24 protein-coding genes are annotated in these 21,311 nt (G+C 74.8%); 17 read left to right on the top strand and 7 right to left on the bottom strand.

The window, feature by feature from the left end:
- The first annotated feature begins 53 nt into the window (after window positions 1-53).
- Window positions 54-1,487, top strand: coding sequence for an aldehyde dehydrogenase family protein (locus AC0OO9_RS24845; RefSeq protein ID WP_484512746.1), 1,434 nt, complete (start codon window positions 54-56; stop codon window positions 1,485-1,487).
- Window positions 1,488-1,546: 59 nt separating this feature from the next.
- Here the strand turns inward: AC0OO9_RS24845 and AC0OO9_RS24840 are convergent, their stop codons facing one another.
- Window positions 1,547-1,948 (bottom strand): ChaB family protein, encoded by a 402-nt coding sequence (locus AC0OO9_RS24840; RefSeq protein ID WP_091095813.1) that lies wholly within the window; start codon window positions 1,946-1,948, stop codon window positions 1,547-1,549.
- A 158-nt stretch (window positions 1,949-2,106) separates the two neighbouring features.
- Here AC0OO9_RS24840 and AC0OO9_RS24835 point away from each other — a divergent pair, with 158 nt between their 5' ends.
- The 4 genes from AC0OO9_RS24835 (at window position 2,107) to AC0OO9_RS24820 (ending at window position 4,446) form a co-directional block, all read left to right on the top strand.
- Entirely contained in the window at window positions 2,107-3,087 is a 981-nt protein-coding gene (locus AC0OO9_RS24835; protein WP_484512743.1) for a YihY/virulence factor BrkB family protein, read from the top strand.
- Between the two features lie 72 nt (window positions 3,088-3,159).
- Entirely contained in the window at window positions 3,160-3,576 is a 417-nt protein-coding gene (locus tag AC0OO9_RS24830; RefSeq protein WP_484512742.1) for a DUF2795 domain-containing protein, read from the top strand.
- A 52-nt stretch (window positions 3,577-3,628) separates the two neighbouring features.
- The gene (locus AC0OO9_RS24825) at window positions 3,629-4,090 is read left to right on the top strand and encodes an SRPBCC family protein (protein ID WP_151455771.1); all 462 of its coding nucleotides are present in this window, start codon (window positions 3,629-3,631) and stop codon (window positions 4,088-4,090) included.
- A 95-nt stretch (window positions 4,091-4,185) separates the two neighbouring features.
- Window positions 4,186-4,446, top strand: coding sequence for a hypothetical protein (locus AC0OO9_RS24820; protein WP_132235964.1), 261 nt, complete (start codon window positions 4,186-4,188; stop codon window positions 4,444-4,446).
- A 118-nt stretch (window positions 4,447-4,564) separates the two neighbouring features.
- Here AC0OO9_RS24820 and AC0OO9_RS24815 read toward each other — a convergent pair whose 3' ends face one another.
- A complete protein-coding gene (locus AC0OO9_RS24815; RefSeq protein ID WP_484512740.1) occupies window positions 4,565-5,773 on the bottom strand; it encodes an MFS transporter in 1,209 nt (402 codons plus the stop codon).
- Between the two features lie 154 nt (window positions 5,774-5,927).
- On the opposite strand from AC0OO9_RS24815, the gene AC0OO9_RS24810 reads away from it, so the two are divergent.
- Window positions 5,928-6,140 carry a hypothetical protein gene (locus tag AC0OO9_RS24810; protein WP_132235960.1) on the top strand — a complete coding sequence of 71 codons (213 nt, stop codon included), beginning with the start codon at window positions 5,928-5,930 and terminating at the stop codon, window positions 6,138-6,140.
- 92 nt (window positions 6,141-6,232) lie between these two features.
- On the opposite strand, the gene AC0OO9_RS24805 is transcribed toward AC0OO9_RS24810, so the two are convergent.
- On the bottom strand, window positions 6,233-6,682 hold the full coding sequence (locus AC0OO9_RS24805; protein ID WP_132235958.1) for a hypothetical protein: 450 nt from the start codon (window positions 6,680-6,682) through the stop codon (window positions 6,233-6,235).
- A 162-nt stretch (window positions 6,683-6,844) separates the two neighbouring features.
- On the opposite strand from AC0OO9_RS24805, the gene AC0OO9_RS24800 reads away from it, so the two are divergent.
- Window positions 6,845-7,222, top strand: coding sequence for a DUF6401 family natural product biosynthesis protein (locus AC0OO9_RS24800; protein WP_484512738.1), 378 nt, complete (start codon window positions 6,845-6,847; stop codon window positions 7,220-7,222).
- Window positions 7,223-7,396: 174 nt separating this feature from the next.
- Here the strand turns inward: AC0OO9_RS24800 and AC0OO9_RS24795 are convergent, their stop codons facing one another.
- Entirely contained in the window at window positions 7,397-8,263 is an 867-nt protein-coding gene (locus AC0OO9_RS24795; protein WP_132235954.1) for a mechanosensitive ion channel family protein, read from the bottom strand.
- Between the two features lie 189 nt (window positions 8,264-8,452).
- Between AC0OO9_RS24795 and AC0OO9_RS24790 the strand changes: the two genes are divergently transcribed.
- From AC0OO9_RS24790 to AC0OO9_RS24780, 3 genes are all read left to right on the top strand, one after another.
- Window positions 8,453-10,579 carry an ATP-binding SpoIIE family protein phosphatase gene (locus AC0OO9_RS24790; RefSeq protein WP_484512736.1) on the top strand — a complete coding sequence of 709 codons (2,127 nt, stop codon included), beginning with the start codon at window positions 8,453-8,455 and terminating at the stop codon, window positions 10,577-10,579.
- A gap of 40 nt (window positions 10,580-10,619) precedes the next feature.
- Window positions 10,620-11,297, top strand: a complete 678-nt coding sequence (locus tag AC0OO9_RS24785; protein ID WP_484512734.1) for an HAD family hydrolase — start codon at window positions 10,620-10,622, stop codon at window positions 11,295-11,297.
- Window positions 11,298-11,402: 105 nt separating this feature from the next.
- Window positions 11,403-12,692, top strand: a complete 1,290-nt coding sequence (locus tag AC0OO9_RS24780; protein ID WP_484512733.1) for a cation:proton antiporter — start codon at window positions 11,403-11,405, stop codon at window positions 12,690-12,692.
- Window positions 12,693-12,728: 36 nt separating this feature from the next.
- On the opposite strand, the gene AC0OO9_RS24775 is transcribed toward AC0OO9_RS24780, so the two are convergent.
- Window positions 12,729-13,670 carry an NAD(P)/FAD-dependent oxidoreductase gene (locus AC0OO9_RS24775; protein WP_484518036.1) on the bottom strand — a complete coding sequence of 314 codons (942 nt, stop codon included), beginning with the start codon at window positions 13,668-13,670 and terminating at the stop codon, window positions 12,729-12,731.
- Between the two features lie 164 nt (window positions 13,671-13,834).
- Here AC0OO9_RS24775 and AC0OO9_RS24770 point away from each other — a divergent pair, with 164 nt between their 5' ends.
- Entirely contained in the window at window positions 13,835-14,050 is a 216-nt protein-coding gene (locus AC0OO9_RS24770; RefSeq protein ID WP_484512732.1) for a DUF3072 domain-containing protein, read from the top strand.
- Here AC0OO9_RS24770 and AC0OO9_RS24765 read toward each other — a convergent pair.
- Window positions 14,044-14,559 carry a metallophosphoesterase family protein gene (locus tag AC0OO9_RS24765; protein WP_484512730.1) on the bottom strand — a complete coding sequence of 172 codons (516 nt, stop codon included), beginning with the start codon at window positions 14,557-14,559 and terminating at the stop codon, window positions 14,044-14,046. The two genes, AC0OO9_RS24770 and AC0OO9_RS24765, sit on opposite strands and share 7 nt — an antisense overlap.
- A gap of 157 nt (window positions 14,560-14,716) precedes the next feature.
- On the opposite strand from AC0OO9_RS24765, the gene AC0OO9_RS24760 reads away from it, so the two are divergent.
- The 5 genes from AC0OO9_RS24760 (at window position 14,717) to AC0OO9_RS24740 (ending at window position 19,319) form a co-directional block, all read left to right on the top strand.
- The gene (locus AC0OO9_RS24760; RefSeq protein WP_484512728.1) at window positions 14,717-16,096 is read left to right on the top strand and encodes a glycoside hydrolase family 6 protein; all 1,380 of its coding nucleotides are present in this window, start codon (window positions 14,717-14,719) and stop codon (window positions 16,094-16,096) included.
- A gap of 77 nt (window positions 16,097-16,173) precedes the next feature.
- On the top strand, window positions 16,174-16,983 hold the full coding sequence (locus AC0OO9_RS24755) for a helix-turn-helix domain-containing protein (protein WP_484512727.1): 810 nt from the start codon (window positions 16,174-16,176) through the stop codon (window positions 16,981-16,983).
- A gap of 52 nt (window positions 16,984-17,035) precedes the next feature.
- The gene (locus tag AC0OO9_RS24750) at window positions 17,036-17,620 is read left to right on the top strand and encodes a YflT domain-containing protein (protein WP_484512725.1); all 585 of its coding nucleotides are present in this window, start codon (window positions 17,036-17,038) and stop codon (window positions 17,618-17,620) included.
- Between the two features lie 219 nt (window positions 17,621-17,839).
- Complete coding sequence (locus tag AC0OO9_RS24745; protein WP_121395498.1) at window positions 17,840-18,322, top strand: MarR family winged helix-turn-helix transcriptional regulator; 483 nt, start codon at window positions 17,840-17,842, stop codon at window positions 18,320-18,322.
- Between the two features lie 10 nt (window positions 18,323-18,332).
- A complete protein-coding gene (locus tag AC0OO9_RS24740) occupies window positions 18,333-19,319 on the top strand; it encodes a pirin family protein (protein WP_484512723.1) in 987 nt (328 codons plus the stop codon).
- Window positions 19,320-19,441: 122 nt separating this feature from the next.
- Here the strand turns inward: AC0OO9_RS24740 and AC0OO9_RS24735 are convergent, their stop codons facing one another.
- Window positions 19,442-19,570: a hypothetical protein gene (locus AC0OO9_RS24735; RefSeq protein WP_255474758.1), complete on the bottom strand. Its 129-nt coding sequence runs from the start codon at window positions 19,568-19,570 to the stop codon at window positions 19,442-19,444.
- 142 nt (window positions 19,571-19,712) lie between these two features.
- Between AC0OO9_RS24735 and AC0OO9_RS24730 the strand changes: the two genes are divergently transcribed.
- Window positions 19,713-21,302: a phospholipase D family protein gene (locus AC0OO9_RS24730; protein ID WP_484512722.1), complete on the top strand. Its 1,590-nt coding sequence runs from the start codon at window positions 19,713-19,715 to the stop codon at window positions 21,300-21,302.
- Window positions 21,303-21,311 lie beyond the last annotated feature (9 nt).

Here is a 21,311-nt window from a genome sequence, read left to right as displayed (position 1 = left end):
CCAGCAACCGGGCGAAACGCGTTTGCCGCGCCGGGGCCGGGGCATGCACTGCCATGTACACGGTTGCGCAGCTCATAGGCGGAGTGTGGGGCGCGGGCGGCGAGGGCGGCGAGTTGGTCGTACACGATCCGGCCGACGGCTCCCCGGTCAGCTCGGCGCCGGTGGCGACGGCCGACGAGGTCGGCAAGGCGGTGGAGGCGACGCGCGGCGTCGCGGCGGAGTGGGCGGCGACCGCCCCGGCGGAACGGGCGGCGGCCCTGCACCGGGCGGCGGACGCCGTGGCGGCGGCGGCCGACGACCTGGCCCGGGCCACGACGGCCGAGATGGGCAAACCCCTGTCGGACGCCCGGGGCGGCGTGGAGGCGGGGATCGGCACGCTGCGACAGTACGCGGAACTCGCCCCCGTGCGCGGCGGGCGGACCCTGCACGGCGCCACCCACGCCCTCGACTTCATGACGCCGCAGCCGCGCGGGGTGGTCGCCGCGATCACCCCGTGGAACGACCCGGTGGCGGTCTCCTGCGGGCTGCTCGGCGCGGCCCTGGTCACCGGCAACGTGGTGCTGCACAAGCCGAGCGAGCGCGCCCCGGCGACCGGCTGGCTGCTGGCGAAGGCGCTCGACTCCGCGCTGCCACCCGGGGTGCTGTCGCTGCTGACCGGGGGCCCGGAGGTCGGGGCGGCGCTGGCCGCCCAGGAGGTCGACGTCGTCGCCCACGTCGGCTCCACCGCCACCGGGCGGGCCATCGCGGCCGCGGCGGCACGGACCGGGGCGAAGGTGCTGCTGGAGAACGGCGGCAGCGATCCGCTCGTCGTGGACGGCGACGTCGACCCGGTGTGGGCGGCCGGGCAGGCGGCGATCGGCGCGTTCGCCAACGCGGGGCAGATCTGCGTCGCGGTGGAGCGGATCTACGTGCACCGGGACGTCGCGGAGGACTTCGCGCTGGCGCTGGTGGAGCGGGCCACGAAGCTGCGGACGGGCCCGGGCGGCGACCCGCGTACCGAACTGGGGCCGCTGGTGGACCGGCGGCACCGCGACCACGTGCACGGGCAGGTGACAGCGGCGGTGGCCCAGGGCGCGCGGATCCGCTGCGGGGGCGTACTGCCCGACGGGCCGGGGGCGTTCTACCCGGCGACCGTGCTCACCGACTGTCGGCACGACATGACTGTGGTACGCGAGGAGACGTTCGGGCCGGTCGCCGCGATCGTCGCCGTCGACTCGTTCTCCGAGGCGCTGCGGTGCGCCGCCGACTCCCCGTACGGGCTGGCCGCGACCGTGCTGACCGGATCGATGAGTCACGCCCAGCGCGCCTGGCGGGAACTGCCGGTGGGCACCGTGAAGGTCAACGCGGTGTTCGGCGGCGCGCCCGGCGGTGCCGCGCACCCGCGCCGGGGCAGCGGGCACGGCTTCGGCTACGGGCCGGAACTGCTGGACGAGTTCACCGCGACGAAGGCGGTGCACATCGAGGCGCCCGGCGGCGGGCACTGGTGAGACACGCGCGGGGGCTGTCCGCGCCCGGACGGCCCCCGCGTCGCGTACCGAAAGGGGCCTCAGCGGCCGCGGGCCTTGGCGGTCTGGCGGTTGTTCGCCTTCTCGATGGCCTTGACCAGTTCGGGCTTCGTCATGCTCGAACGGCCGGGCACGTCCAGCTTGCGGGCCACCTTCATCAGGTGGTCCTTGGTGGCGTTGGCGTCCACCCCGCCGGCCGTGGGCGCCCGGCGCTCCGGTCCGCCGCCGGCCGCCTGGCGGTCGCTCGGCCCCTTGCGGCCCTTGGGCTCCCAGTGGTCGCCCACCTTCTCGAACTCGTGCTTGACGGCGGCGAAGGCGGTGCGGTGCGCCCGCTCCCCCTCGCCATACGTCTCCACGGCCGAGTCGTGCGTCTTCTCCCAGGTGCGCTGCGCCTTCTTGGGGGAGCGTCGCAGCGTGCTGGGCAGTACCTCGCGCCCGGGCATCTCGTCCTCCTCCGCGTCGATGGGTTCCCCAGATCGTTCCCCCGCGTCCGGTCGGCAAACCGGAGGGCGGGTTTGTCGATTTCCGGCCAGGGGTACCGGCGGGCCAGGCGAAGCCGGATGCACCGGGCCATCCGGCGGCCGGGGCACAGGGAGCGGGCATGACGACGACGGAACCCGGCGCGGTGCTCGCCGGGGAGCGGCGACCGCGGATCCCCCGCCGGGTACGGCAGCTGAGCTGGCGCACCTGGCGCGGAGTGCTGGTGCGCAGCGTGCGCAACTTCGTCAAGGACAACTGCGCGGACTGGGCCGCCGCCCTGACCTACTACGGGGTGCTCGCGCTCTTCCCGTCCACGATCGTGGTGGTCGCCCTGGTCGGGCTGGTCTCCAACGGCGAACAGACCGTCGACACCGTGCTGGACCTGGCCCGGGACATGGGCGCCGGCTCGGTGGTGGCCAACGAGGGCTTCGTCGGCGTGGTGCGGGGCGTGGTCGACCAGAACGACTCGGCCAGCGCGCTGCTGAGCTTCGGTCTGCTCGGTGCCCTCTGGTCGGCCTCCGGCTTCATCGGGGCGTTCACCCGGGCCTCCAACGCCGTCTACGGGGTCGAGGAGGGGCGGCCGATCTGGAAGCTGCGGCCGGTGCAGATCGGCCTGGCGGCGATCTCGCTGGTGCTGTTGGCGATCGTCGCCACCGGGCTGATCGTCAGCGGGCCCGTCACCGACGCGGTGGGCGACCTGATCAACGCCGGCGGGCTGGCGCGTACGGCGTGGAGCGTCGCCAAGTGGCCCGTGCTCGCGCTGATCATGATGGTGCTGCTGAGCCTGCTGTTCTGGATCGCGCCGAACGTCCGGCAGCCGCGGTTCCGCTGGCTCACCCCGGGCGGCGCGGTGGCCCTGGTGGCCTGGGCCCTCGCCTCCTTCGGCTTCGGCCTCTACGTGGCCAACTTCGGCTCGTACGACGCCACCTACGGCAGCCTCGGCGCGGTGATCGCCTTCCTGGTCTGGCTCTACCTGTCCAACTCGGCGCTGATGCTCGGCGTGCAGATCAACGCGGAACTCCAGCGCGGCCGGGTGCTCCAGGCCGGCGAGCCGGATCCCGACGAGCCGGTCCTGCCCCCGAAGACGCAGGCCACCACCTGACCCGCGCGGGTTTACCGGCCGCGACGCCGGAGCGCCCGTTTACCGCCGGTGCCACCGGGTAGCGCAGAAGGCATGGAACGTGGCAGCAGCAAGCACGGACCGAGGGTCGACGAGCAGATGAGCCGGGAGGTCAGCGGCCTCGTGCAGGGGCCGGGGACCGGCGGCTCGCGGGTCGACGAGTCCCGTGTGCCGGAGCCGGCGGGTGAGGACCAGCCGGAGCCGACCACGGCCCCGGCCGGCGAACTGCGTACGGGCGCGCCCAAGGGGATGAGCTCCGAGGACGTCGAGCGACGCAGCCGGCTCGGCCGGTTCATCACGATGGCCGCCCTGCCCGGTGACCGGGAGACGCTGATCGCCAACGCGCGGGAGAACGAGGCGCCGGCGGACATCGTCGCCGAACTGGAGCGGCTGCCCGAGGGCACCCGCTACCAGACGATCTCCGAGGTGTGGGCGGCGCTCGGCCACAAGAACGAGACGACCCGTTGGTGACCGGATCCCCGCACGATCCGGCCCGTCACCGGCGGACGAAGGAGGATGCCTTATGAGTGGCGTTACCGAACACGTGGACGTCTCCGTCCCGGTCCGCACCGCGTACGACCAGTGGACCCAGTTCGAGGACTTCCCCCACTTCATGGAGGGGGTCCAGGAGGTCCGGCAGCTGACGGACACGATGACCCACTGGACGGTGGAGATCGCCGGGGTGAAGCGGGAGTTCGACGCCGAGATCACCGAGCAGCTCCCGGACGAGCGGGTCGCGTGGCGCTCCACGGGCGGCACCCAGCAGGCCGGCGTGGTGACCTTCCACCGGCTGGACCCGGACACCACCCGGGTCACGCTCCAGCTCGAGTTCGAACCGCACGGCGTGGTCGAGCAGGCCGGCGACAAGCTCGGCGTCGTCGACCGGCGCGCGAAGGGCGACCTGGAGCGGTTCAAGCAGTTCATCGAGCGACGCGGTCAGGAGACCGGCGCCTGGCGCGGCAAGGTCGACCGGCCGCAGCCCTGATTTCCCGCCCCCTGGTGTGAACACCTCCGATGGCCGCCGGCTCCCCCGGCGGCCATCGTCGTTTGCGGGGACCCGGCAGGGGTACCGCGACTGGCATGACGGACGACGACAAGGTGTGGCGGGACGAGGAGCGGACTTCGCTCCAGGAACTGGACCGGGCCGTCGCGCGGTCGACCCTGGACGGCCAGGCCGACGACGTGACGGCGAACGACGCCGGCGAGGAGGCGGCCTTCGGGCACGGCCCTCAGGCGGCGGACCGGGGCGGGCAGGCCGCCGGTGCGGGCCGCGAGCCGACCGACCCGGAACGCGCGTACCGGCCCTCGACGACCGGCCGGACCGGACCGGACACGATGTGAACCGCACGGCGCGGCGGGCGGGCCCGCCCGGGTCCGCCCACCGCGCCGCTCGACGCGAAGGGTCCGGGCCGTCCGAGGCGACGGGTCCGGGCCGCTCGACGCGAAGGGCCCGCGCCGCTCAGGGGGGCGTGGGGGCCGGCCGGCGGGTGCCGGCCGCGTGCAGGGCGATCAGGCCCAGCGCGAGGACGACGAGCGCCGGCCCCAGCAGCTCGACCGAGGTGTTGCCGAGCAGCACCCCGATGCCGGCGGGCACCAGCGCGCCGCCCAGCCCGGCCGCGGCGATCTGGAGCCCGATGGTCCGGTCGGCGTGCGCCGCACCGACCCGCTCGGCGGTGGTGAGGGTGAGCAGTGGGAAGACCGGGGCGGCGGCGAAGCCGACGACGAACAGCCCGGCCACGGCGACCCAGGCTGGTGCCGGCAGCGCGATCAGGACCGCGCCGACCGCCATCCCGGCGAGGCTGCCCCGCAGCACCACCGCCGCGCCCAGCCGTTCGGCCACCACGCCCTGCACCACGCGCCCGACGAACAGGCTGCCCCAGTAGCCCGAGACGCAGACGCCGGCGACGGCCGCGCCGAGGCCGCGTCCCTCGGTCAGCAGCAGGAACGCCCAGAGCCCGGCCGCCACCTCGATGGCCACGTAGACGGCGAAGGCCGACGCGCCGAGCCAGACCGCCGGCAGGCGCAGCGTCTCGCGTACCCGGATGACGGTCGGTGGGGCGACGGCCGTCTCCCCGGCGGCGGACCCGGCGGGCTCGCGGGCCGGGGCGCGGTCCCGCCAGGCCCGCACGGTCAGCGCGAACGCGGCGGCCAGCGCGAGCTGGGCCCCCGCCACCAGGCCGTAGCCCCAGCGCCAGGAGAGCCCGGCGCTGAGCGCACCGGTCATGATCAACGGTCCGAGCGCCACGCCGAGGCCGAAGAACGCGTGCATCCAGTTCATGTGCCGGGGGCCGAAGGCGCCTGCCGCGTACGCGTTCAGGCCGGAGTCGATCGCGCCGGAGCCGAGGCCGAGCACCAGCGCGCAGCCCACCATCAGGGTGAGCCCGGGGGTCGACGCGTAGCCGGTGAGCGCGAGGCTGGCCAGCAGCGTGCTGCCGGCAAGCAGCCAGCCGACGCCGAGCCGGGCCAGCGTGAAGCCGGCCAGCACGCTGGAGGTCAGGTAGCCGGCGGTGCCGGCGGTGAGCACGAGGCCGACGGCCTCGGTGGGCACGCCGAAGTCGGCCCGGATCGAGGGCCAGCCCACGCCGATGAGGCCGTCGGGCAGGCCGAGGCTGACGAAGGCGAGGTAGGCCAGCAGGAGCAGCGAGGCGCGGGGCGGGGCGGTGGACACGGAGGACCATCCTGCCCGGAGACGGCGACGGCGCCAGTCCGCCTCCCCCGGTGGGACGAAGATTACGGTCCGGACGGGCGGTAAAACGGACAGCTCATCCAGAATCGGCCGTTCGGCTGACGGCAAGCGCCGGGCCGCGAGCAAGACTTTCGGGATGCATCAGGGCTCCGGCATCCTCTCCACGCGTCAGCGCCGCCTGGCATGGCTCGGCTTCCTCCTCGCCGCGCTCCAGGCTCCCGTCTCCGCCAAGCTGGCATCGGACGACTCCTGGTTGTTCAGCCTCTGCGTCGCGCTGATGGTGGCGACCGTGATCATCGCCGACGATGCGGCCCGCCGCCGCCCGGCGGACGCCCGCTCCATGGAGTGACGCGGCAGCCGGCGCTGCGCGTATCGCGGCCGGGCGGCATGCGGTGGCCGCTCCGTGGGGGCGGCGCCTCGTTGCCGGGGCGCCGGCGGGCGCTAGCCGGCCCCGTCCGGGCGCGCCTCGTGACCGGGGCGGCCCCGGCTGCGCCGTCGCTCCTTCATCTCCGCCTCGTAGAGGTGCCGGCGACCGCCGACCAACTCCTCCCGGGCGGCCCGGTCCAGGTCGCGGAAGAGGGCGTAGTAGTTGTCGTCGAAGTCCTCGACGATCTGGAACGTCCACCGTCCGGCGATCACGTTGCGGCCCAGCAGGTCGGTGTCGATCCGGTCGGCGATCCGGTCGTGCCCGGCGGCGCGGAACATCTCCACGGCGTCGTCGAGCATCAGGTCGGCGTGCCCCACCAGCTGGTGCAGCGAGTAGAGGTGACCGCGGACCCGCTCGACGCACTCCAGCGCCTCGCTGAGCTTGCCGAGCGCCGCCACCGTCTCGTCGCTGACCCCGGCGGGCCTGCGGTGCCGTTCGTCCGGCCCGTCCTCGTGTCGTCCCATCCGTTCCTCCAGGTTTCGGCTGTGCCCGTCCGGGCGGTTCTCCTCCTGCCCCACCCGCGTCGGATCAACCCCCGCGCCGCCCGCTGACCGTTCGGGGGAGGGTGAAAAACCCGCCGACCGGCCGAGGTCGACCCTGGTCACGGCCGGATAGCCTCGGTCACCATGCGTGTGCCGTTCACCCGGGTCGAGACCCGTTCCGCCGCCAGTTCGGCGCGAGCCACCCTCGCTCTCCTGTCCACCTCGGTCGGCGCCGAGGGACTGGCCGCCGCCGCCGCGCGGCCGGGCCTGCTCGCCCTGGTCGACCAGCACGCCGCGGCGGTGCGGGAGAGCCTGGACGGCGACCGCCGGCCGCTGAGCGCCGCCGCGCTCGCCGGCTACGCGGAGGGCGTCCGCGCCGCCGCGCTGGAGCACGGCTGGCAGCCGCCGGCGGCGCCGGTGGACTGGTCCGCACCGGACTGGCTGCTCACCCGGCTGCTCGCGGTCTGTGCGCTGACCCGCTCGCTCGGGGCCCCGGCGACCGCCCCGCTCCCGCTGGTCTGAACCGCGGCCCGGCAGGCCGCACCGACCGCCACGGGCGGGGGCGGCCCGCTGGTCTGAAGCCCGGGCAGCCGCGCCGTCCGGCCCGACCGGGGCGGGCCCCGAGCCCCGGTCGGACACGCCGGAGGGGTGCCCGCACGTCCGCGGACACCCCTCCCCGTCCCGCTCACCGCCAGGTCAACGGCGGAACTGCTGGGTCTCGTCGCTGACGTTCCCCGACTGGTACGTGCCGCGCCCGCCGGCCGTGGCGGACTCCTGCCCGCGGGGCATGACCTCGGTGCGCTCGGCCGCCGTCCGGTCCGCCATCTGCCGGCCGACGTCGGTCTGACCGGCCTCCCGGGCCCGGCGGTGCTCCTGCACCGCCCGCGACTCCTCGGCCATCCGGTTCAGCCAGCCTTCCCAGCGGTTCTGCATCGGCCGCACCAGGCCACCGCCGACGCCGATGATCAGGATGCCGGCCACGGTGGCGAGCACCGCGATCAGCACCGGTGTGGTCACCGTGGTGGCGATGCCTACCTGGTTCAGCGCGGCGATCACACCCAGCGCGAGGATGAAGACCGCCACCAGGTCCGCCAGGACCTTGCCGTACGCGAGCCCGCCCAGCGCCCCGGTGACCAGATCCCGGACGGCGTTGGCGATCGCGGCGGCCACGACGATGATGACGATCGCCACGAAGGCGCGTGGCAGCCAGGCGACCACGCCGCTGATCAGGTCACTGATCGCGTTGGGTCCCCACACCCCGAAGGCGAACTGCAGGGTGAACAGCAGTACGGCGTAGTACGCGAGTCTCGCCAGGATGTCACTGGCGTCGTACTTGGTGCGTTCCAGCGCGCGCTTGATGCCGCCCCGTTCCACCGCCCTGTCGAACCCGACCCGTTCCAGCGCCGTGTCCACGATCTTGAGCACGGCTCTGGCGATGAGCCATCCGACCACGAGGATCGCGATGAACGCGATGGCCCGCGGTATGAAGAGCAGCACCGACCTCCACATGTCGGCCACGGCGTTGCCGATGTCGACCTGCCTGACCGCGAGGCTTTCCGGCATGATGTCCCTCCTGTCGCATGGACTGCGCCGCGCGCTTACCCGGTCGCCGACGCCGCACGCCGTCGGAGTCCCCGAGTTTTTCCCGACATGTCACCGCAGAACGGCCTTGACCTGCCCGAACGTTCAGCCCCGGCGTGGTGCGGGGCATGATCGGAAACAGCCGACGGACCCTCCGGCTAGGCTGCGCTCATGCCAGGAACGGTCGGACGGGTCCCGAACCCACCAGCCCCGGTCTCGGGAACGCCCTCCGCGTCGGGCATGGCGGCCGCCGTCCCGCGCCACGACTGGGGTGGCACCCCGCTCGGTGCGTGGCGGACGTGGGACCCGGCGGTCCGGGCCGCCGCGGAACTGCTCCTCGCCTCGCCCGTACCGATGGCTCTCACCCTGGGTGACGAGCACCTGCTCGTCTACAACGACGCGTACGCGGAGCTGATCGGCGACCGGCACCCCGACGCGGTGGGTCGGCCGGCGGCCCAGGTGTTCGCGGAGTCCTGGCCGCTGCCCGGCGTCGGGGACGCCATCGCGCACACCTACCGCTCCGGGGAGCCGTTCCTGGAGAAGGAGACCACGCTTCCGCTGCACCGCCGTCCCGGCCTGGTCGAGCAGTCGGTCTTCACCCGGGGCTACTCCCCCGTGCGCGACAGCTCCGGGCGGATCGTCGGCGTGCTGACCGTGATCGCGGAGACCGCCCAGGTCACGCAGCAGTTGCAGAGCCTCAGCGACTTCGCCGCGGCGCTCGCCGGCACCCTCACCCTGGACGACGTGGCCCGGGTCGCGCTGCGCTACACGATCACGGCGTTCGACGCCGACCGGGTCTCGTTCGCCGTCGACGAGGGCGGCGGCGGCTGGCGGATGGTCCGGCGTATCCGCGGCGAGCTGATGGACGAGGCCGACGAGCGCCTCCCCCCGCTGTGGCGGCGCGTCCCGCCGGACGGGCTGGGGCCGGTGGTGACCGTCGCCCGCAGCGGCGTGCCGTACTTCGTCGACGACGGCCAGCCGCTGCGGGACATCGCGGTGGACCGGCACGACCAGAAGGTCCGCTCGCTCGCGGCGGTGCCACTGCGGGCGTCGGTGGTGCGCGGCGGGCTGACGGTCGGCTACCAGGTCCCGCACGTCTGGTCGGCCGCCCGGCGCGCGCTGCTGGCCGCCTCGGCCGAGCTGGTCGGCCAGGCCGCCGAGCGGGCCCGCCGGTTCGAGACCCAGCACGGCACGGCCCAGCTGCTGCAACGCAGCATGCTGCCGGAGCACCTGCCCGATCTGCCACGGATGCGGATCGCCGCCCGCTACGACCCGGGCGTCGACGGCAACGCCGCCGGCGGGGACTTCTACGACGCCTTCCTGCTGCCCGACGGCGGCCTGGGGATCGTGCTCGGCGACGTCGCCGGCCACGACGTGCAGGCCGCGGCCCGGATGGGTCAGGTCCGCGCGGCGCTGCGGGCGCTGGCGCTGACCGACCCCCGCCCCGACGCCGTGCTGGCCGGGCTCGACCGGTTGGTGACCAGCCTGGGCGCCGAGGGCGACACGCACGAGCTGTTCGTGACGGTGGTCTTCGGGGTCGTCGACGCCGACCGGCAGCGGCTCACCCTGGCCAGCGCCGGTCACCCCGCCCCGCTGATCCGCCGATGCGCCCCGGACGGCGACCCGGTCGCCGAATACCTCGACGTGCCCGCGGGCGCCCCGCTGGGCCTGGGCTGCCGGCCGCGCACCGTCACGGTGCCCTTCGCCCCCGGCGACACGTTGCTGCTGTTCAGCGACGGTGTGGTGGAGCGGCGCTGGCAGGACCTGACCACCGGCCTGGACGCCCTGGCCGTCGCCGTGGCCGGCGCGGGCAGCGGCGACCCCCGCGCGTTGTGCGCGGTGGCCACCGCGGCGGTGCCCGGCGCCACCGAGGACGACGTCGCGGTGCTGGCGGTGGAACACGCGCTGCGGCCGTCCCGGTCGACGAGCATGGAGGTGCCGGCCGAGCCGACCGCGCCGAGCCGGGTACGGCACTGGATGACCGCGCAGCTCACGGAGTGGCAGGTGCCCGAGTCGATCATCGGCGCGGCGGTGCTCTGCACCAGCGAGCTGACCACCAACGCCCTGCTGCACGCGGGCACGGCCGCCCGGGTGGAGATCGACCTCAGCCCGGAGCGGCTGCTGGTGTCGGTCGCCGACTCGGGCACCCGGGGCACGGTGACCCGCGCGCAGACCGACACGCTCAGCAGCCGCGGGCGGGGACTGGGGCTGATCGAGGAGCTGAGCGACGCGTGGGGGACGGACCCGACCGTACGCGGCTCGACTGTCTGGTTCGAGATCCTGATCCCGCCCGCGTGAGCGGTGGCGTCAGCCCGGCCCGACGGGGTAGGAGGACCGTATGCCCACCGACAAGCCCACCGGTGTCCTCTTCGACGTGGACGGCACCCTGGTCGACACCACCTACCTGCACACCGTGAGCTGGTGGGAGGCGCTGCGCCAGACCGACCGGCCCGTACCCATGGCGACGATCCACCGCGCCATCGGGATGGGCTCGGACAAGCTGCTCGACCACCTGCTCGGCCCCGAGCGCGACCGGAGCGCGGACCAGAAGCTGCGCGCCGCCCACGACACCCTCTTCGCCGAGTACTGGGAGCGGCTGGTCCCGCTGCCCCGCGCCGCCGACCTGCTGCGCGCCTGCGCGGAGCGGGGACTGCGGGTGGTGCTGGCGACCTCCGCCGCCGAGCACGAGGTGACCGCGCTGCGCCGGGCGCTGGCCGCCGACGACGTGATCCACACGATCACCAGCTCGGCGGACGCGCGGGAGAGCAAGCCGGCGCCGGACATCCTGGTCGCCGCGCTGGAGCAGTCCGGGCTCGCCGCCGAACGCGTGGTCTTCGTCGGTGACTCGGTGTGGGACGTCGCCGCCGCCGGCGAGCTGGACATCCCCTGCGTCGGTCTGACCTGCGGCGGCACCGGCCGGGGCGAGCTGGCCGGGGCCGGTGCGGTGGCCGTCTACGAGGACCCCGCCGCGCTGCTCGCCACCCTCGACGACTCGCCGGTCACCCGGGCGGGGTGATCGCCGCCGGCTCCGTCGCTCCGATGAGGAATACGAGAAGTCTTCCGGGGGCAAGGACTTGCACCACCTGCCCGCACGCCGTGGGCGAGGCGGAGAGGTGGGGTCGTGGAGCCGGTAGACGTGGCGTTCGCGGTGGTCGGTCTGGGCGCGCTGCTGGCGGGGATCCTGCCCCGCGTGCTCGAACGTCGGCCACTGTCCATGCCGATCGCCTTTCTCGGGCTGGGCATGCTGGTCTTCCTCCTGCCCGTCGGGCTGCCGGACCCTGACCCGCTCGCGCATCCACAGATCGCCACCCACCTCACCGAGATCGGCGTCATCGTCGCGCTGATGGGCGCCGGGCTGAAGATCGACCGGCCGTTGAGCTGGGCCCGCTGGTCGTCGACCTGGCGGCTGCTGGCGATCGCCATGCCGCTGTGCATCGTGGCGGTGGCGGTGCTCGGGTGGTGGTGGGCCGGGCTGGTGCCGGCCGCCGCGCTGCTGCTGGGGGCGGCGCTCGCCCCGACCGATCCGGTGCTCGCCGCCGACGTGCAGGTCGGCGAGCCCACCGACGTCGAGGACTCCGAGGACGAGGTCCGCTTCGCCCTGACCTCCGAGGCCGGGCTGAACGACGGGCTGGCCTTTCCCTTCGTGTACGCGGCCATCGCCATCGCCACCACCAGCCTCGCCCCCGGCGACTGGCTGGGCCACTGGCTCGGCGTGGACGTGCTGTGGAAGGTGGCGGCCGGGGTGGCGGGCGGGTGGCTGGTCGGGTGGCTGCTCGGCAAGCTCTTCTTCCGCGCCCCGAGCAAGCTGCGGCTGGCCCGGCACTCGGAGGGCTTCCTCGCGCTGGCCGCGACCTTCCTGGCGTACGGGCTGGTGGAGGTCGTCAGCGGGTACGGCTTCCTGGCGGTCTTCGTGGCCGCGCGGGCGATCCGGGCCGCGGAGCGCACCCACGAGTTCCACTCCGTGCTGCACGACTTCGCCGAGCAGGTGGAGCGGCTGCTCACCGTGCTGTTGCTGCTGCTCTTCGGCGGTGCCGTGGTGGGTGGCCTGCTGGGCCCGCTGACCTGGCCGGCCGCCGCGGTCGGGCTGGCGCTGGTCTTCGTGGTCCGCCCGCTGCTCGGCTGGTTGTCGTTGCGGGGGGCGCCCGGCCGGCCGGCCGAGCACTGGGTGATCGCCCTGTTCGGCATCCGGGGCGTCGGCTCGTTCTTCTACATCGCGTACGCGACCGCGAAGACCGACTTTCCCCAGGCGGACCTGATCTGGGCGACAGTCGGCCTCGTGGTGATCGTCTCGGTGGTGGTGCACGGCATCGCGGCGACCCCGGTGATGCAGTTGCTGGACCGGGCGGGGGAACGCACGTCCGACCCGTCCGAACGCCGCCACGCCGGCGAGCCCGTCACCACCGGGGGTTGACCGCCCGGCCCGCCGGTGTGCGCAGGGGCCGCTTCCTCACCCTGCGCCCAGGCGGGTGACGAGGGCGCGCCCGAGGTCGCGACCGGAGAGCCAGGCGCTCTGCACCCGGGGTGCGCCGAAGGCGTCGCCGGCCAGCCCGACGCCGTCGGCGTCGAGGTGGTACGTCCCGTCGGGGCCGGCGGTGGGCTTCGCGTACGTCCAGCGGTGCACGTGCACGTGCTCCGCCGCTTCGGGCAGCCCCAGCAGGTCCCGGACGGCCTCCTCGATCGCCGGGCCGGCGCCGGAGGGCTGGGCGAGGTGGCCGGCGGCGAACTCGGGCGTGGTGTGGGCGACCAGCACCGGCGCGTCGTCGCCGCGGCGGTCGCCGTCGTCGCAGACGAGGCTCAGCAGCGGGTGGTCGTTGACGAAGGCGCCCCGGAAGGTGGCCCACCGGCGGGCCGGGAAACGCAGCACCCCGGCCAGGGAGGGCGACCAGCGTTGGACCTGCGTGGCCCGGGTGGCGGCGGCCAGGGCCGGGTCGAGCAGCAGGGCCGCCTGCGGCCCCGGCATGGCGAGCGCCACCGCCTCGCAGGGCCGCCCGTCGACCACCGGGCCGGGCGCGACGCCGAGCACGAGCCGGTCCACGGTCACCGGCAGGTCCCGGGCCAGGTGCTCCACCAGCGTCCGCAGCCCCCGGGTCGCCGCCCAGCGCATCGGGCCGGGCACCTGATGCCGGCCGTCGGCGCCGTAGGCGACGAAGGTGTCGGTCCACTCGCGGGCCAGGCCGGCCGCGCGCCAACCCTCGGCCACCTCGGCGAAGTCCGGATCGCTGACCGTGAAGTAGGCGGCGCCGGTGTCGGCCGGCCGGCCGTCGAAGCGGCGGCTGGCCATCCGGCCGCCAACTACCCGGGCGCGCTCGCGGATCTCCACCGGGATGCCGGCGCGGACCAGTTCCGTCGCGCACGCCACTCCGGCGATGCCCGCGCCGACCACCACCACACCCGCCCGCTGCGCCGCCGTCATCCGGTGATCGTATGCGCGCCCGCGTCGCCCGGACGGCCGCAGACACGCCCGGCGCTTCCGGGCGTACGACGCGCCGGAGGGCGGCATGGATCGGCGCCGCGCGGGGTATTGGCACGTCTGTTCGAAGGAAGGTGGAGACCATGACGGACCGCAGCAGCAGCCAGGCCAACCCGCAGGGCGCCATCAAGGATCCGGACGAGTGGGTCACCGGCGAGGAGCCGCCGACCGCCGCCCAGGAGTCCTACCTGGCGACCCTGGCCCGGGAGGCCGGCGAGGAGTTGCCCGAGGGCCTGACGAAGGCAGAGGCCTCCAAGCGGATCGACCAGCTCCAGGAGGAGACCGGCCGCGGTCAGTGACCGGGCGGGCGGCGCGGTGGCAGGCGGTGCAGTTCGACCTCGTCGAGCCGCCCCGCCGCCACCCGCGCCGTCACGTACGTGGCGTACGGCTGGGCCCGCCGGTCGGTGGGCGAGCCGGGGTTGAGCAGCCGCAGGCCACCCGGGGCGAGCGTGTCCCAGGGGATGTGCGAGTGGCCGAAGACCAGCACGTCGGTGTCGGGGAAGCGGGCCGCGCAGCGGCCCTCCCGCCCGGCCTTCGGGCCGGTCTCGTGCACGACGGCGATCCGCAGCCCGTCGAGTTCCACCCGGGCGACCTCCGGCAGCCGGGCGCGCAGCGCCGGCCCGTCGTTGTTGCCGTACACCCCGACGAGGCGGCGGGCCCGGGCGGCGAGGGCGTCCAGCAGTGCCTCGTCGACCCAGTCGCCCGCGTGCAACACCACGTCGGCGGCGTCGACCGCCGCCCAGAGGGGCTCCGGCAGGTCCCGGGCCCGCTTCGGCACGTGGGTGTCGGCGGTGATCACCAGGCGCATCCCGCCATTCTCCCCGCGGGCCGCGCGCCGGCGGCCGGCACGCCGGCCCGCCGCCCCGGAATGTCGCGGCCTCTTCACATCGCGGCAATCAGCACGTATTTTGACGGCGATGCATGGGAGCGCTTCCAGCGGTGCTCCTCGATGGAATGGAGATCCCGTGAGAAGCAGACCCGCACTCGCCGCGCTGAGCGCCGCGGCGGCGCTCACCGTCGCCGCCACCGTCACCGTCGGCATCGTCCGCGCACCCGCCGCGGTCGCCGCCGACTCGGCGTTCTACGTCGACCCCGCGACGGCCGCGGCGGCCTGGGTCGCCGCCAACCCCGGCGACCCCCGGGCCGCCGTGATCTCCGGCCGGATCGCGAACGTCCCCCAGGGCCGGTGGTTCACCCGGACCAACACCTCGACCGTACGGTCCGAGGTCGACGCCCTGGTCGGCGCGGCGGCGGCCGCCGGCAAGGTGCCGATCCTGGTCGTCTACAACATCCCGAACCGGGACTGCAGCGGCGCGAGCGGCGGCGGCGCGCCCGACCACGCCACGTACCGGCAGTGGGTCGACCAGGTCGCGGCCGGCCTGGCCGGGCGGCCGGCGACCATCGTCCTGGAACCCGACGTGCTGCCGCTGATGACCAGCTGCCAGAACGCGGCCCAGCAGGCCGAGACGAGGGCCTCCATGGCGTACGCCGGCAAGAAGCTCAAGGCGGGCTCGGCCGCCGCGAGGGTCTACTTCGACATCGGGCACTCCGCGTGGCTCGCCCCCGGCGAGGCCGCCTCCCGGCTGCTCGGCGCCGACGTCGCCAACAGCGCGGACGGCATCTCGCTCAACGTCTCCAACTACCGGCGCACCGCCGACGAGGTCGCCTACGCCAAGGCCGTGATCGCGGCGACCGGGGTGTCCCGGCTCAAGGCGGTCGTCGACACCAGCCGCAACGGCAACGGGCCGGCCGGCTCCGAGTGGTGCGACCCGGCCGGGCGGGCCATCGGCACCCCGAGCACCACCGCCACCGGCGACTCCGCCATCGACGCGTACCTGTGGGTGAAGCTGCCCGGCGAGGCCGACGGCTGCATCGCGCCGGCCGGCCAGTTCGTGCCGCAGCGGGCGTACGACCTGGCCCTGGCCGCCGGCCCGGCCCCCACCACCGCCCCGCCGACCACCGCCCCGCCCACGACGGCGCCCCCGACCACCGCCCCGCCCACGACGCCCCCGCCGAGCACTCCCCCGCCGACCGGCGGCTGCACGGTGTCGTACACCCCGAACTCGTGGTCCGGCGGCTTCACCGCCGAGCTGCGGGTGACCAACCACGGCGCCGCGCTCACCGGCTGGACGCTCACGTTCGCCCCCGGCGCCGGGGTGCGGCTGACCAACGGCTGGAACGGCGACTGGACCCAGTCGGGCGACCGGATCACCGTGCGCAACGCCGCCTGGAACGCCGGCCTGCCCACGGGTGGCACGGTCTCGCTCGGGTTCCAGGGCACCTGGCCGGGCGGCGCCCTGCCCACCCCGACCGGGTTCACCCTCAACGGCATCGCCTGCTCCTGACCGCCGCGCCTCGCCCGTCCCACACGGGGCGGGCGAGGCCCGGGGCCGTCCCGTGCGCCGCGGCCTAGAATCGGCGCGTGGGCGCGGCCGGGGCGGTGCAGGAGCGGCGGGCGCCGGTCGGGGCGCTGCTGCGGCAGTGGCGCCGGCGCCGCGGGCTCAGCCAGCTCGCCCTCGCGGTCGGGGCGGAGATCTCCACCCGGCACCTCAGCTTCGTGGAGACCGGGCGCTCCGCGCCCAGCCGGGAGATGGTCCTGCGGTTGGCCGAGCACCTCGACGTGCCGCTGCGCGACCGCAACCGGCTGCTGCTGGCCGCCGGGTACGCCCCCGTCTACTCCCACGCCCCGCTGGACTCCCCCGAGCTGCGACGGGTCCTCGACGCGGTACGCCGGGTCCTGCGGGCGCACGAGCCGTACCCGGCCGTCGCGGTGGACCGGCACTGGAACCTGGTGGCCGGCAACGCCACCCTGCCGCTGCTCACGGAAGGTGCCGCCGCGCACCTGCTCCGGCCGCCGGCCAACGCGCTGCGGCTGACGCTGCACCCCGAGGGCATGGCGCCCCGGATCGCCAACCTCGGCGAGTGGCGGGCCCACCTGCTCGGGCGGCTGCGCCGGCACCTGGCGCTGACCGACGATCCCGAACTGGGCGCGCTGCACGACGAGCTGCGCGGCTACCCGGCCGGGCCGGCCGCCCCGGAGGCGGGCCTGCCCCGCGCCGGGGACGTGGTCGTGCCCCTGCGACTGCGCCACCCGGGCGGCGAGCTGGCCTTCCTCAGCACCGTCTCGACCTTCGGCACCCCGCTGGACGTGACGGTCGAGGAGCTCTCCATCGAGTCCTTCTTCCCCGCCGACGAGGCCACCGCCGCGTACCTGCGCGCCGCCGCCCGCTGAGCGTTACCTCGCGACGGCGGCGGGAACGCGGGCGGTGACGAAGGAGGAACTCATGACCACACCGTCGAGTCCCACCTCGGCATGGCGGCCCGGCATGCCGGGCGGCGACACCCTCCCGTCCGGTCCGGCCGGCCGCCCGAGCGGCCCCGGCCACGACGGGCACGGCCCGCAGACCGGTCCGCCCACCGTGACGATCGGGTCGTACCCGGACTATCCGTCCGCCCAGCGGGTCGTCGACTACCTGGCGGACAACCGGTTCCCGGTCGAACACAGCGCCATCGTCGGCACGAACCTCACCCTGGTCGAGACCGTGCTCGGCCGGATGACAACGGGGCGGGCGGCCCTGGCGGGTGCTGGCACGGGCGCCTGGTTCGGGCTCTTCATCGGGCTGCTGTTCGGCATCTTCACCGCCGGCAACTGGGTCGCGGCGATCCTGGTCGGGCTCGTCGTCGGCGCTATCTGGGGGGCGGTGTTCGGCGCGGTCGCGCACGCGATGACCGGCGGGCGGCGCGACTTCACCTCGGCCAGCTCGCTGCGCGCCGGCCAGTACGCGGTGATCGTCGACGCGCAGTTCGCCGAGCAGGCGCGTCAGCTGCTCGGCCGGATGCACCTGGCCGCCGCACCGCCCGCCCGCTGAGGCCCTCGCCGGGGTCGCCCGCCGGCCGTGACCGGCCCGGGCCTCTCGTCCGGCAGCCGGCGTCCGCCCCGGCGGGCGCCGGCACCGGCCGGCCCGGGGCCGGCGGCGACCCCACCCCGATCCGGGAGCACCCTTCAAAGCTGAACGGCACCGCCGCATCGTGGGTGACCGCACTCACGGGACACTAGTTAAATTTTGAAATAGTGCTACTGTCATGGCGTGACCGAGAGCCTGGACAGTGCCCGACTCGCCGCCTGGCGCGCCTACATCGAGGCCAGCCAGCGGCTCTACACGCGGCTGGAGGACGATCTGCGCGCCGACAGCGCGCTCAGCTTCGCCGACTACCACGTGCTCGTCCTGCTCTCCGAGGCGCCGGGCCAGCGGCTGCGGATGGGCGAGCTGGCGAGCCGACTGGTCTTCTCGCCCAGCCGGCTGACGTACCAGATCACCACCATGCAGCGGCGCGGCCTGGTCGCCCGGGAGTCCTGTCCCGACGACCGCCGCGGCAGCGAGGCCGTGCTCACCGCCGCCGGGCTGCTGGCCCTGCGCGAGGCCGCCCCGCACCACCTGCGGTCGGTGCGCGCCCACCTGATGGACGACCTCGACGACGCCGAGGTCGCCTGCCTCACCCGGATCTTCGAGCGACTCGGCCGGCGCCTGCGCGCGGACCGCGACGCGTCGACCGCCCACCCGCACAGCTGAGGAGCCCCCGATGCCCGCCATCACCGTCGACAACGTGCTCGTCCTGCCCCGCCTGCCCAGGCTCGACGAGTCCACCGCGTTCCGCCCGGTCCGCCGGCTGACGACCGCGCCCAGCGGCTACGAGGGCGAGGGTTTCCCGGTCCGCCGGGCGTTCGCCGGCGTGCCGGTCGGCGAGCTGGACCCGTTCATCCACCTGGACCAGATGGGCGAGGTGGACTACGCCCCGGGCGAGCCGAAGGGCACGGCCTGGCATCCGCACCGCGGCTTCGAGACGGTGACCTACATGATCGACGGGATCATGGACCACCAGGACTCGCAGGGCGGCGGCGGCACGATCACCAACGGCGACACCCAGTGGATGACGGCCGCGAGCGGCCTGCTGCACATCGAGGCGCCGCCGGAGCACCTCGTCATGAGCGGCGGGCTGTTCCACGGCACCCAGCTCTGGGTCAACCTGCCCCGGGCCGCGAAGATGAACCCGCCCCGCTACCAGGACATCCGCGGTCGTGAGGCGGCCCTGCTGACCACGCCCGACGGCGGCGCGCTGATCCGGGTGATCGCCGGCGAGATCGCCGGGCACCGGGGGCCGGGATCCACCCACACCCCGATCACCATCACGCACGTCACCGTGCAGCCGGGCGCCCGCGTCGACCTGCCGTGGCGGCCGGACTTCAACGCCCTGGTCTACGTGCTGGGCGGGCGGGGCACGGTGGGCACCGACGGGCGGCCGGTGCACACGGGGCAGCTCGCCGTGCACGGCCCCGGCGACGCGCTGACCTTCGCCGCGGACGCCAGCCAGGACAGCCACACCCCGACGCTGGACCTCTACATCATGGGCGGCGAGCCGATCCGGGAGCCGGTGGCGCACTACGGCCCGTTCGTCATGAACACCCGCGACGAACTGCTCCAGGCGTTCGAGGACTTCAAGGCCGGCCGGCTCGGTGTCGTCCCCGCCGAGCGGCTCCCGCACACCGACGGCGAGGCCCCGAGGCCCTGATCCCAGGCGCGGGACGGTGGGCGCCCCCGGCACGGCCGGGTGGCGCCCAGCGGCGCGTCGGGACATGGCGCCCACCCGGGCGCGGCAGGGCGTCGCGCCCACCGGCGCGGCGGGACGTGGCGTCAGGAGACGGCGAAGATGCCCGCGACTCCCAGGATCACCATGAGCAACACCGTCACCAGCGCGCCCCGCTCGCTTTCGACCGCCTGCTCGCGGTACTCGGTCACGGGGTTCGTCGTCTCGCCGGGCATGGTGTTGCCTCCTCGGTGTTCGCGTCGTGATCGGGCGGGCTGTCGGGGGCCGTCCGACCGGTCACCGGAGTGCCGGCCGGGATGCGGACCCGCGACACGGGTCCTACCGTGAGGACGTTGTCGACCTCGGGGGGCTGGAACGGTGGCACTACGCAACTGGTTCCTGAGCGCAGCCGAACGCGCCAACCCGGTCTCAGAGTTACCCGTCTGGAGCAGCGGAAACCTTGCCGAGCCGTTAATTCACGGTGTCGCGTACTTCGACCGGCTGGTCGACGAGGTGCAGGCGCTGGAGGCCGGCGACCACCTCTTCTTCACCGACTGGCGGGGTGACCCGGACCAACGGTTGCGCCCGGACGGGCCGACCGTGGCGCAGCTCTTCGCGCGCGCCGCGCAGCGGGGCGTGGTGGTCAAGGGCCTGATCTGGCGCTCCCACCTCGACCTGCTGGCTTACAGCGAGGCGGAGAACCGCAACCTGAGCGAGACGGTCTCCGCCGCCGGCGGAGAGGTGCTGCTCGACCAGCGGGTCCGCCGGGGCGGCTCGCACCACCAGAAGCTGGTCGTGCTGCGGCACCTGCGCGCGCCGGAGCGGGACGTCGCCTTCGCCGGCGGGATCGACCTGTGCCACAGCCGCCGCGACGACGACGCGCACCGGGGCGACCCGCAGGCGGTGCAGATGTCCGCCCGCTACGGCGGCCACCCGCCCTGGCACGACGTGCAGCTCGCGGTGCGGGGGCCGGTGGTGGGCGCGCTGGACACCACCTTCCGGGAGCGCTGGTCCGACCCGATGCCGCTGGACTCGGAGAATCCCCTCGCCTACCTGCGCGACCGGCTGCGCGACGCGGACCTGCGACCCGACCCGCTGCCGCCGCAGCCGGCCGACCCGCCACCCTGCGGCCCGCACGACGTCCAGGTGCTGCGCACCTACCCGGCGGTCCGGCCCCGCTACTCCTTCGCCCCCGACGGCGAGCGCACGGTGGCCCGCGGCTACACCAAGGCGGTCCGGCGGGCCCGGCGGCTGATCTACCTGGAGGACCAGTACCTGTGGTCCAGCGAGGTGGCCGACCTGTTCGCCCGGGCGCTGCGGGAGAATCCCGACCTGCACCTGGTCGCCGTGGTCCCCCGGTTCCCGGACGTGGACGGCCGGCTGGCGCTGCCGCCCAACACGGTGGGCCGCGAGCAGGCGCTGTCGCTCTGCGAGCGGGCGGCCCCCGACCGGGTGCACGTGTTCGACGTGGAGAACCACGCCGGCACCCCGGTCTACGTGCACGCCAAGGTCTGCGTGGTCGACGACGTGTGGGCCAGCGTGGGCAGCGACAACTTCAACCGCCGGTCCTGGACGCACGACAGCGAGCTGTCCTGCGCGGTGCTGGACGGCACCCGGGACGACCGGGCGCCGACCGACCCGGCCGGCCTCGGCGACGGTGCCCGGGTCTTCGCCCGGGACCTGCGGCTGCGGCTGTGGCGCGAGCACCTGGACCGCGACCCCGACGGCGGCGAGGACGCCGACCTGATCGACCCGGCCGACGCCGTGGCGGCGATCAGCGCCGCCGCCGACGCGCTGCAACGGTGGTACGACGCCGGGCAGGCCGGCCCCCGGCCGCCGGGCCGGCTGCTGCCGCACCGCGCGGAACGGCTGCCCTGGTACACCCGGGCCTGGGCGCTGCCGGCGTACCGGCTGGTCTACGACCCGGACGGCCGGCCGCTGCGGGCCCGCCGGGCGGGCACGTGGTGAGCGCTCCGG

It is taken from the genome of Micromonospora sp. USAFONa4, assembly GCF_057197825.1.
This window is presented reverse-complemented; position numbering and strand designations above follow the sequence as displayed.

Coding starts and splice junctions, on each gene's coding strand:
- AC0OO9_RS24845 (WP_484512746.1), top strand. CDS start 54: ATGTACACGGTTGCGCAGCTCATAGGCGGAGTGTGGGGCGCGGGCGGC.
- AC0OO9_RS24840 (WP_091095813.1), bottom strand. CDS start 1,948: ATGCCCGGGCGCGAGGTACTGCCCAGCACGCTGCGACGCTCCCCCAAG.
- AC0OO9_RS24835 (WP_484512743.1), top strand. CDS start 2,107: ATGACGACGACGGAACCCGGCGCGGTGCTCGCCGGGGAGCGGCGACCG.
- AC0OO9_RS24830 (WP_484512742.1), top strand. CDS start 3,160: ATGGAACGTGGCAGCAGCAAGCACGGACCGAGGGTCGACGAGCAGATG.
- AC0OO9_RS24825 (WP_151455771.1), top strand. CDS start 3,629: ATGAGTGGCGTTACCGAACACGTGGACGTCTCCGTCCCGGTCCGCACC.
- AC0OO9_RS24820 (WP_132235964.1), top strand. CDS start 4,186: ATGACGGACGACGACAAGGTGTGGCGGGACGAGGAGCGGACTTCGCTC.
- AC0OO9_RS24810 (WP_132235960.1), top strand. CDS start 5,928: ATGCATCAGGGCTCCGGCATCCTCTCCACGCGTCAGCGCCGCCTGGCA.
- AC0OO9_RS24805 (WP_132235958.1), bottom strand. CDS start 6,682: ATGGGACGACACGAGGACGGGCCGGACGAACGGCACCGCAGGCCCGCC.
- AC0OO9_RS24800 (WP_484512738.1), top strand. CDS start 6,845: ATGCGTGTGCCGTTCACCCGGGTCGAGACCCGTTCCGCCGCCAGTTCG.
- AC0OO9_RS24795 (WP_132235954.1), bottom strand. CDS start 8,263: ATGCCGGAAAGCCTCGCGGTCAGGCAGGTCGACATCGGCAACGCCGTG.
- AC0OO9_RS24790 (WP_484512736.1), top strand. CDS start 8,453: ATGCCAGGAACGGTCGGACGGGTCCCGAACCCACCAGCCCCGGTCTCG.
- AC0OO9_RS24785 (WP_484512734.1), top strand. CDS start 10,620: ATGCCCACCGACAAGCCCACCGGTGTCCTCTTCGACGTGGACGGCACC.
- AC0OO9_RS24770 (WP_484512732.1), top strand. CDS start 13,835: ATGACGGACCGCAGCAGCAGCCAGGCCAACCCGCAGGGCGCCATCAAG.
- AC0OO9_RS24765 (WP_484512730.1), bottom strand. CDS start 14,559: ATGCGCCTGGTGATCACCGCCGACACCCACGTGCCGAAGCGGGCCCGG.
- AC0OO9_RS24750 (WP_484512725.1), top strand. CDS start 17,036: ATGACCACACCGTCGAGTCCCACCTCGGCATGGCGGCCCGGCATGCCG.
- AC0OO9_RS24740 (WP_484512723.1), top strand. CDS start 18,333: ATGCCCGCCATCACCGTCGACAACGTGCTCGTCCTGCCCCGCCTGCCC.
- AC0OO9_RS24735 (WP_255474758.1), bottom strand. CDS start 19,570: ATGCCCGGCGAGACGACGAACCCCGTGACCGAGTACCGCGAGCAGGCG.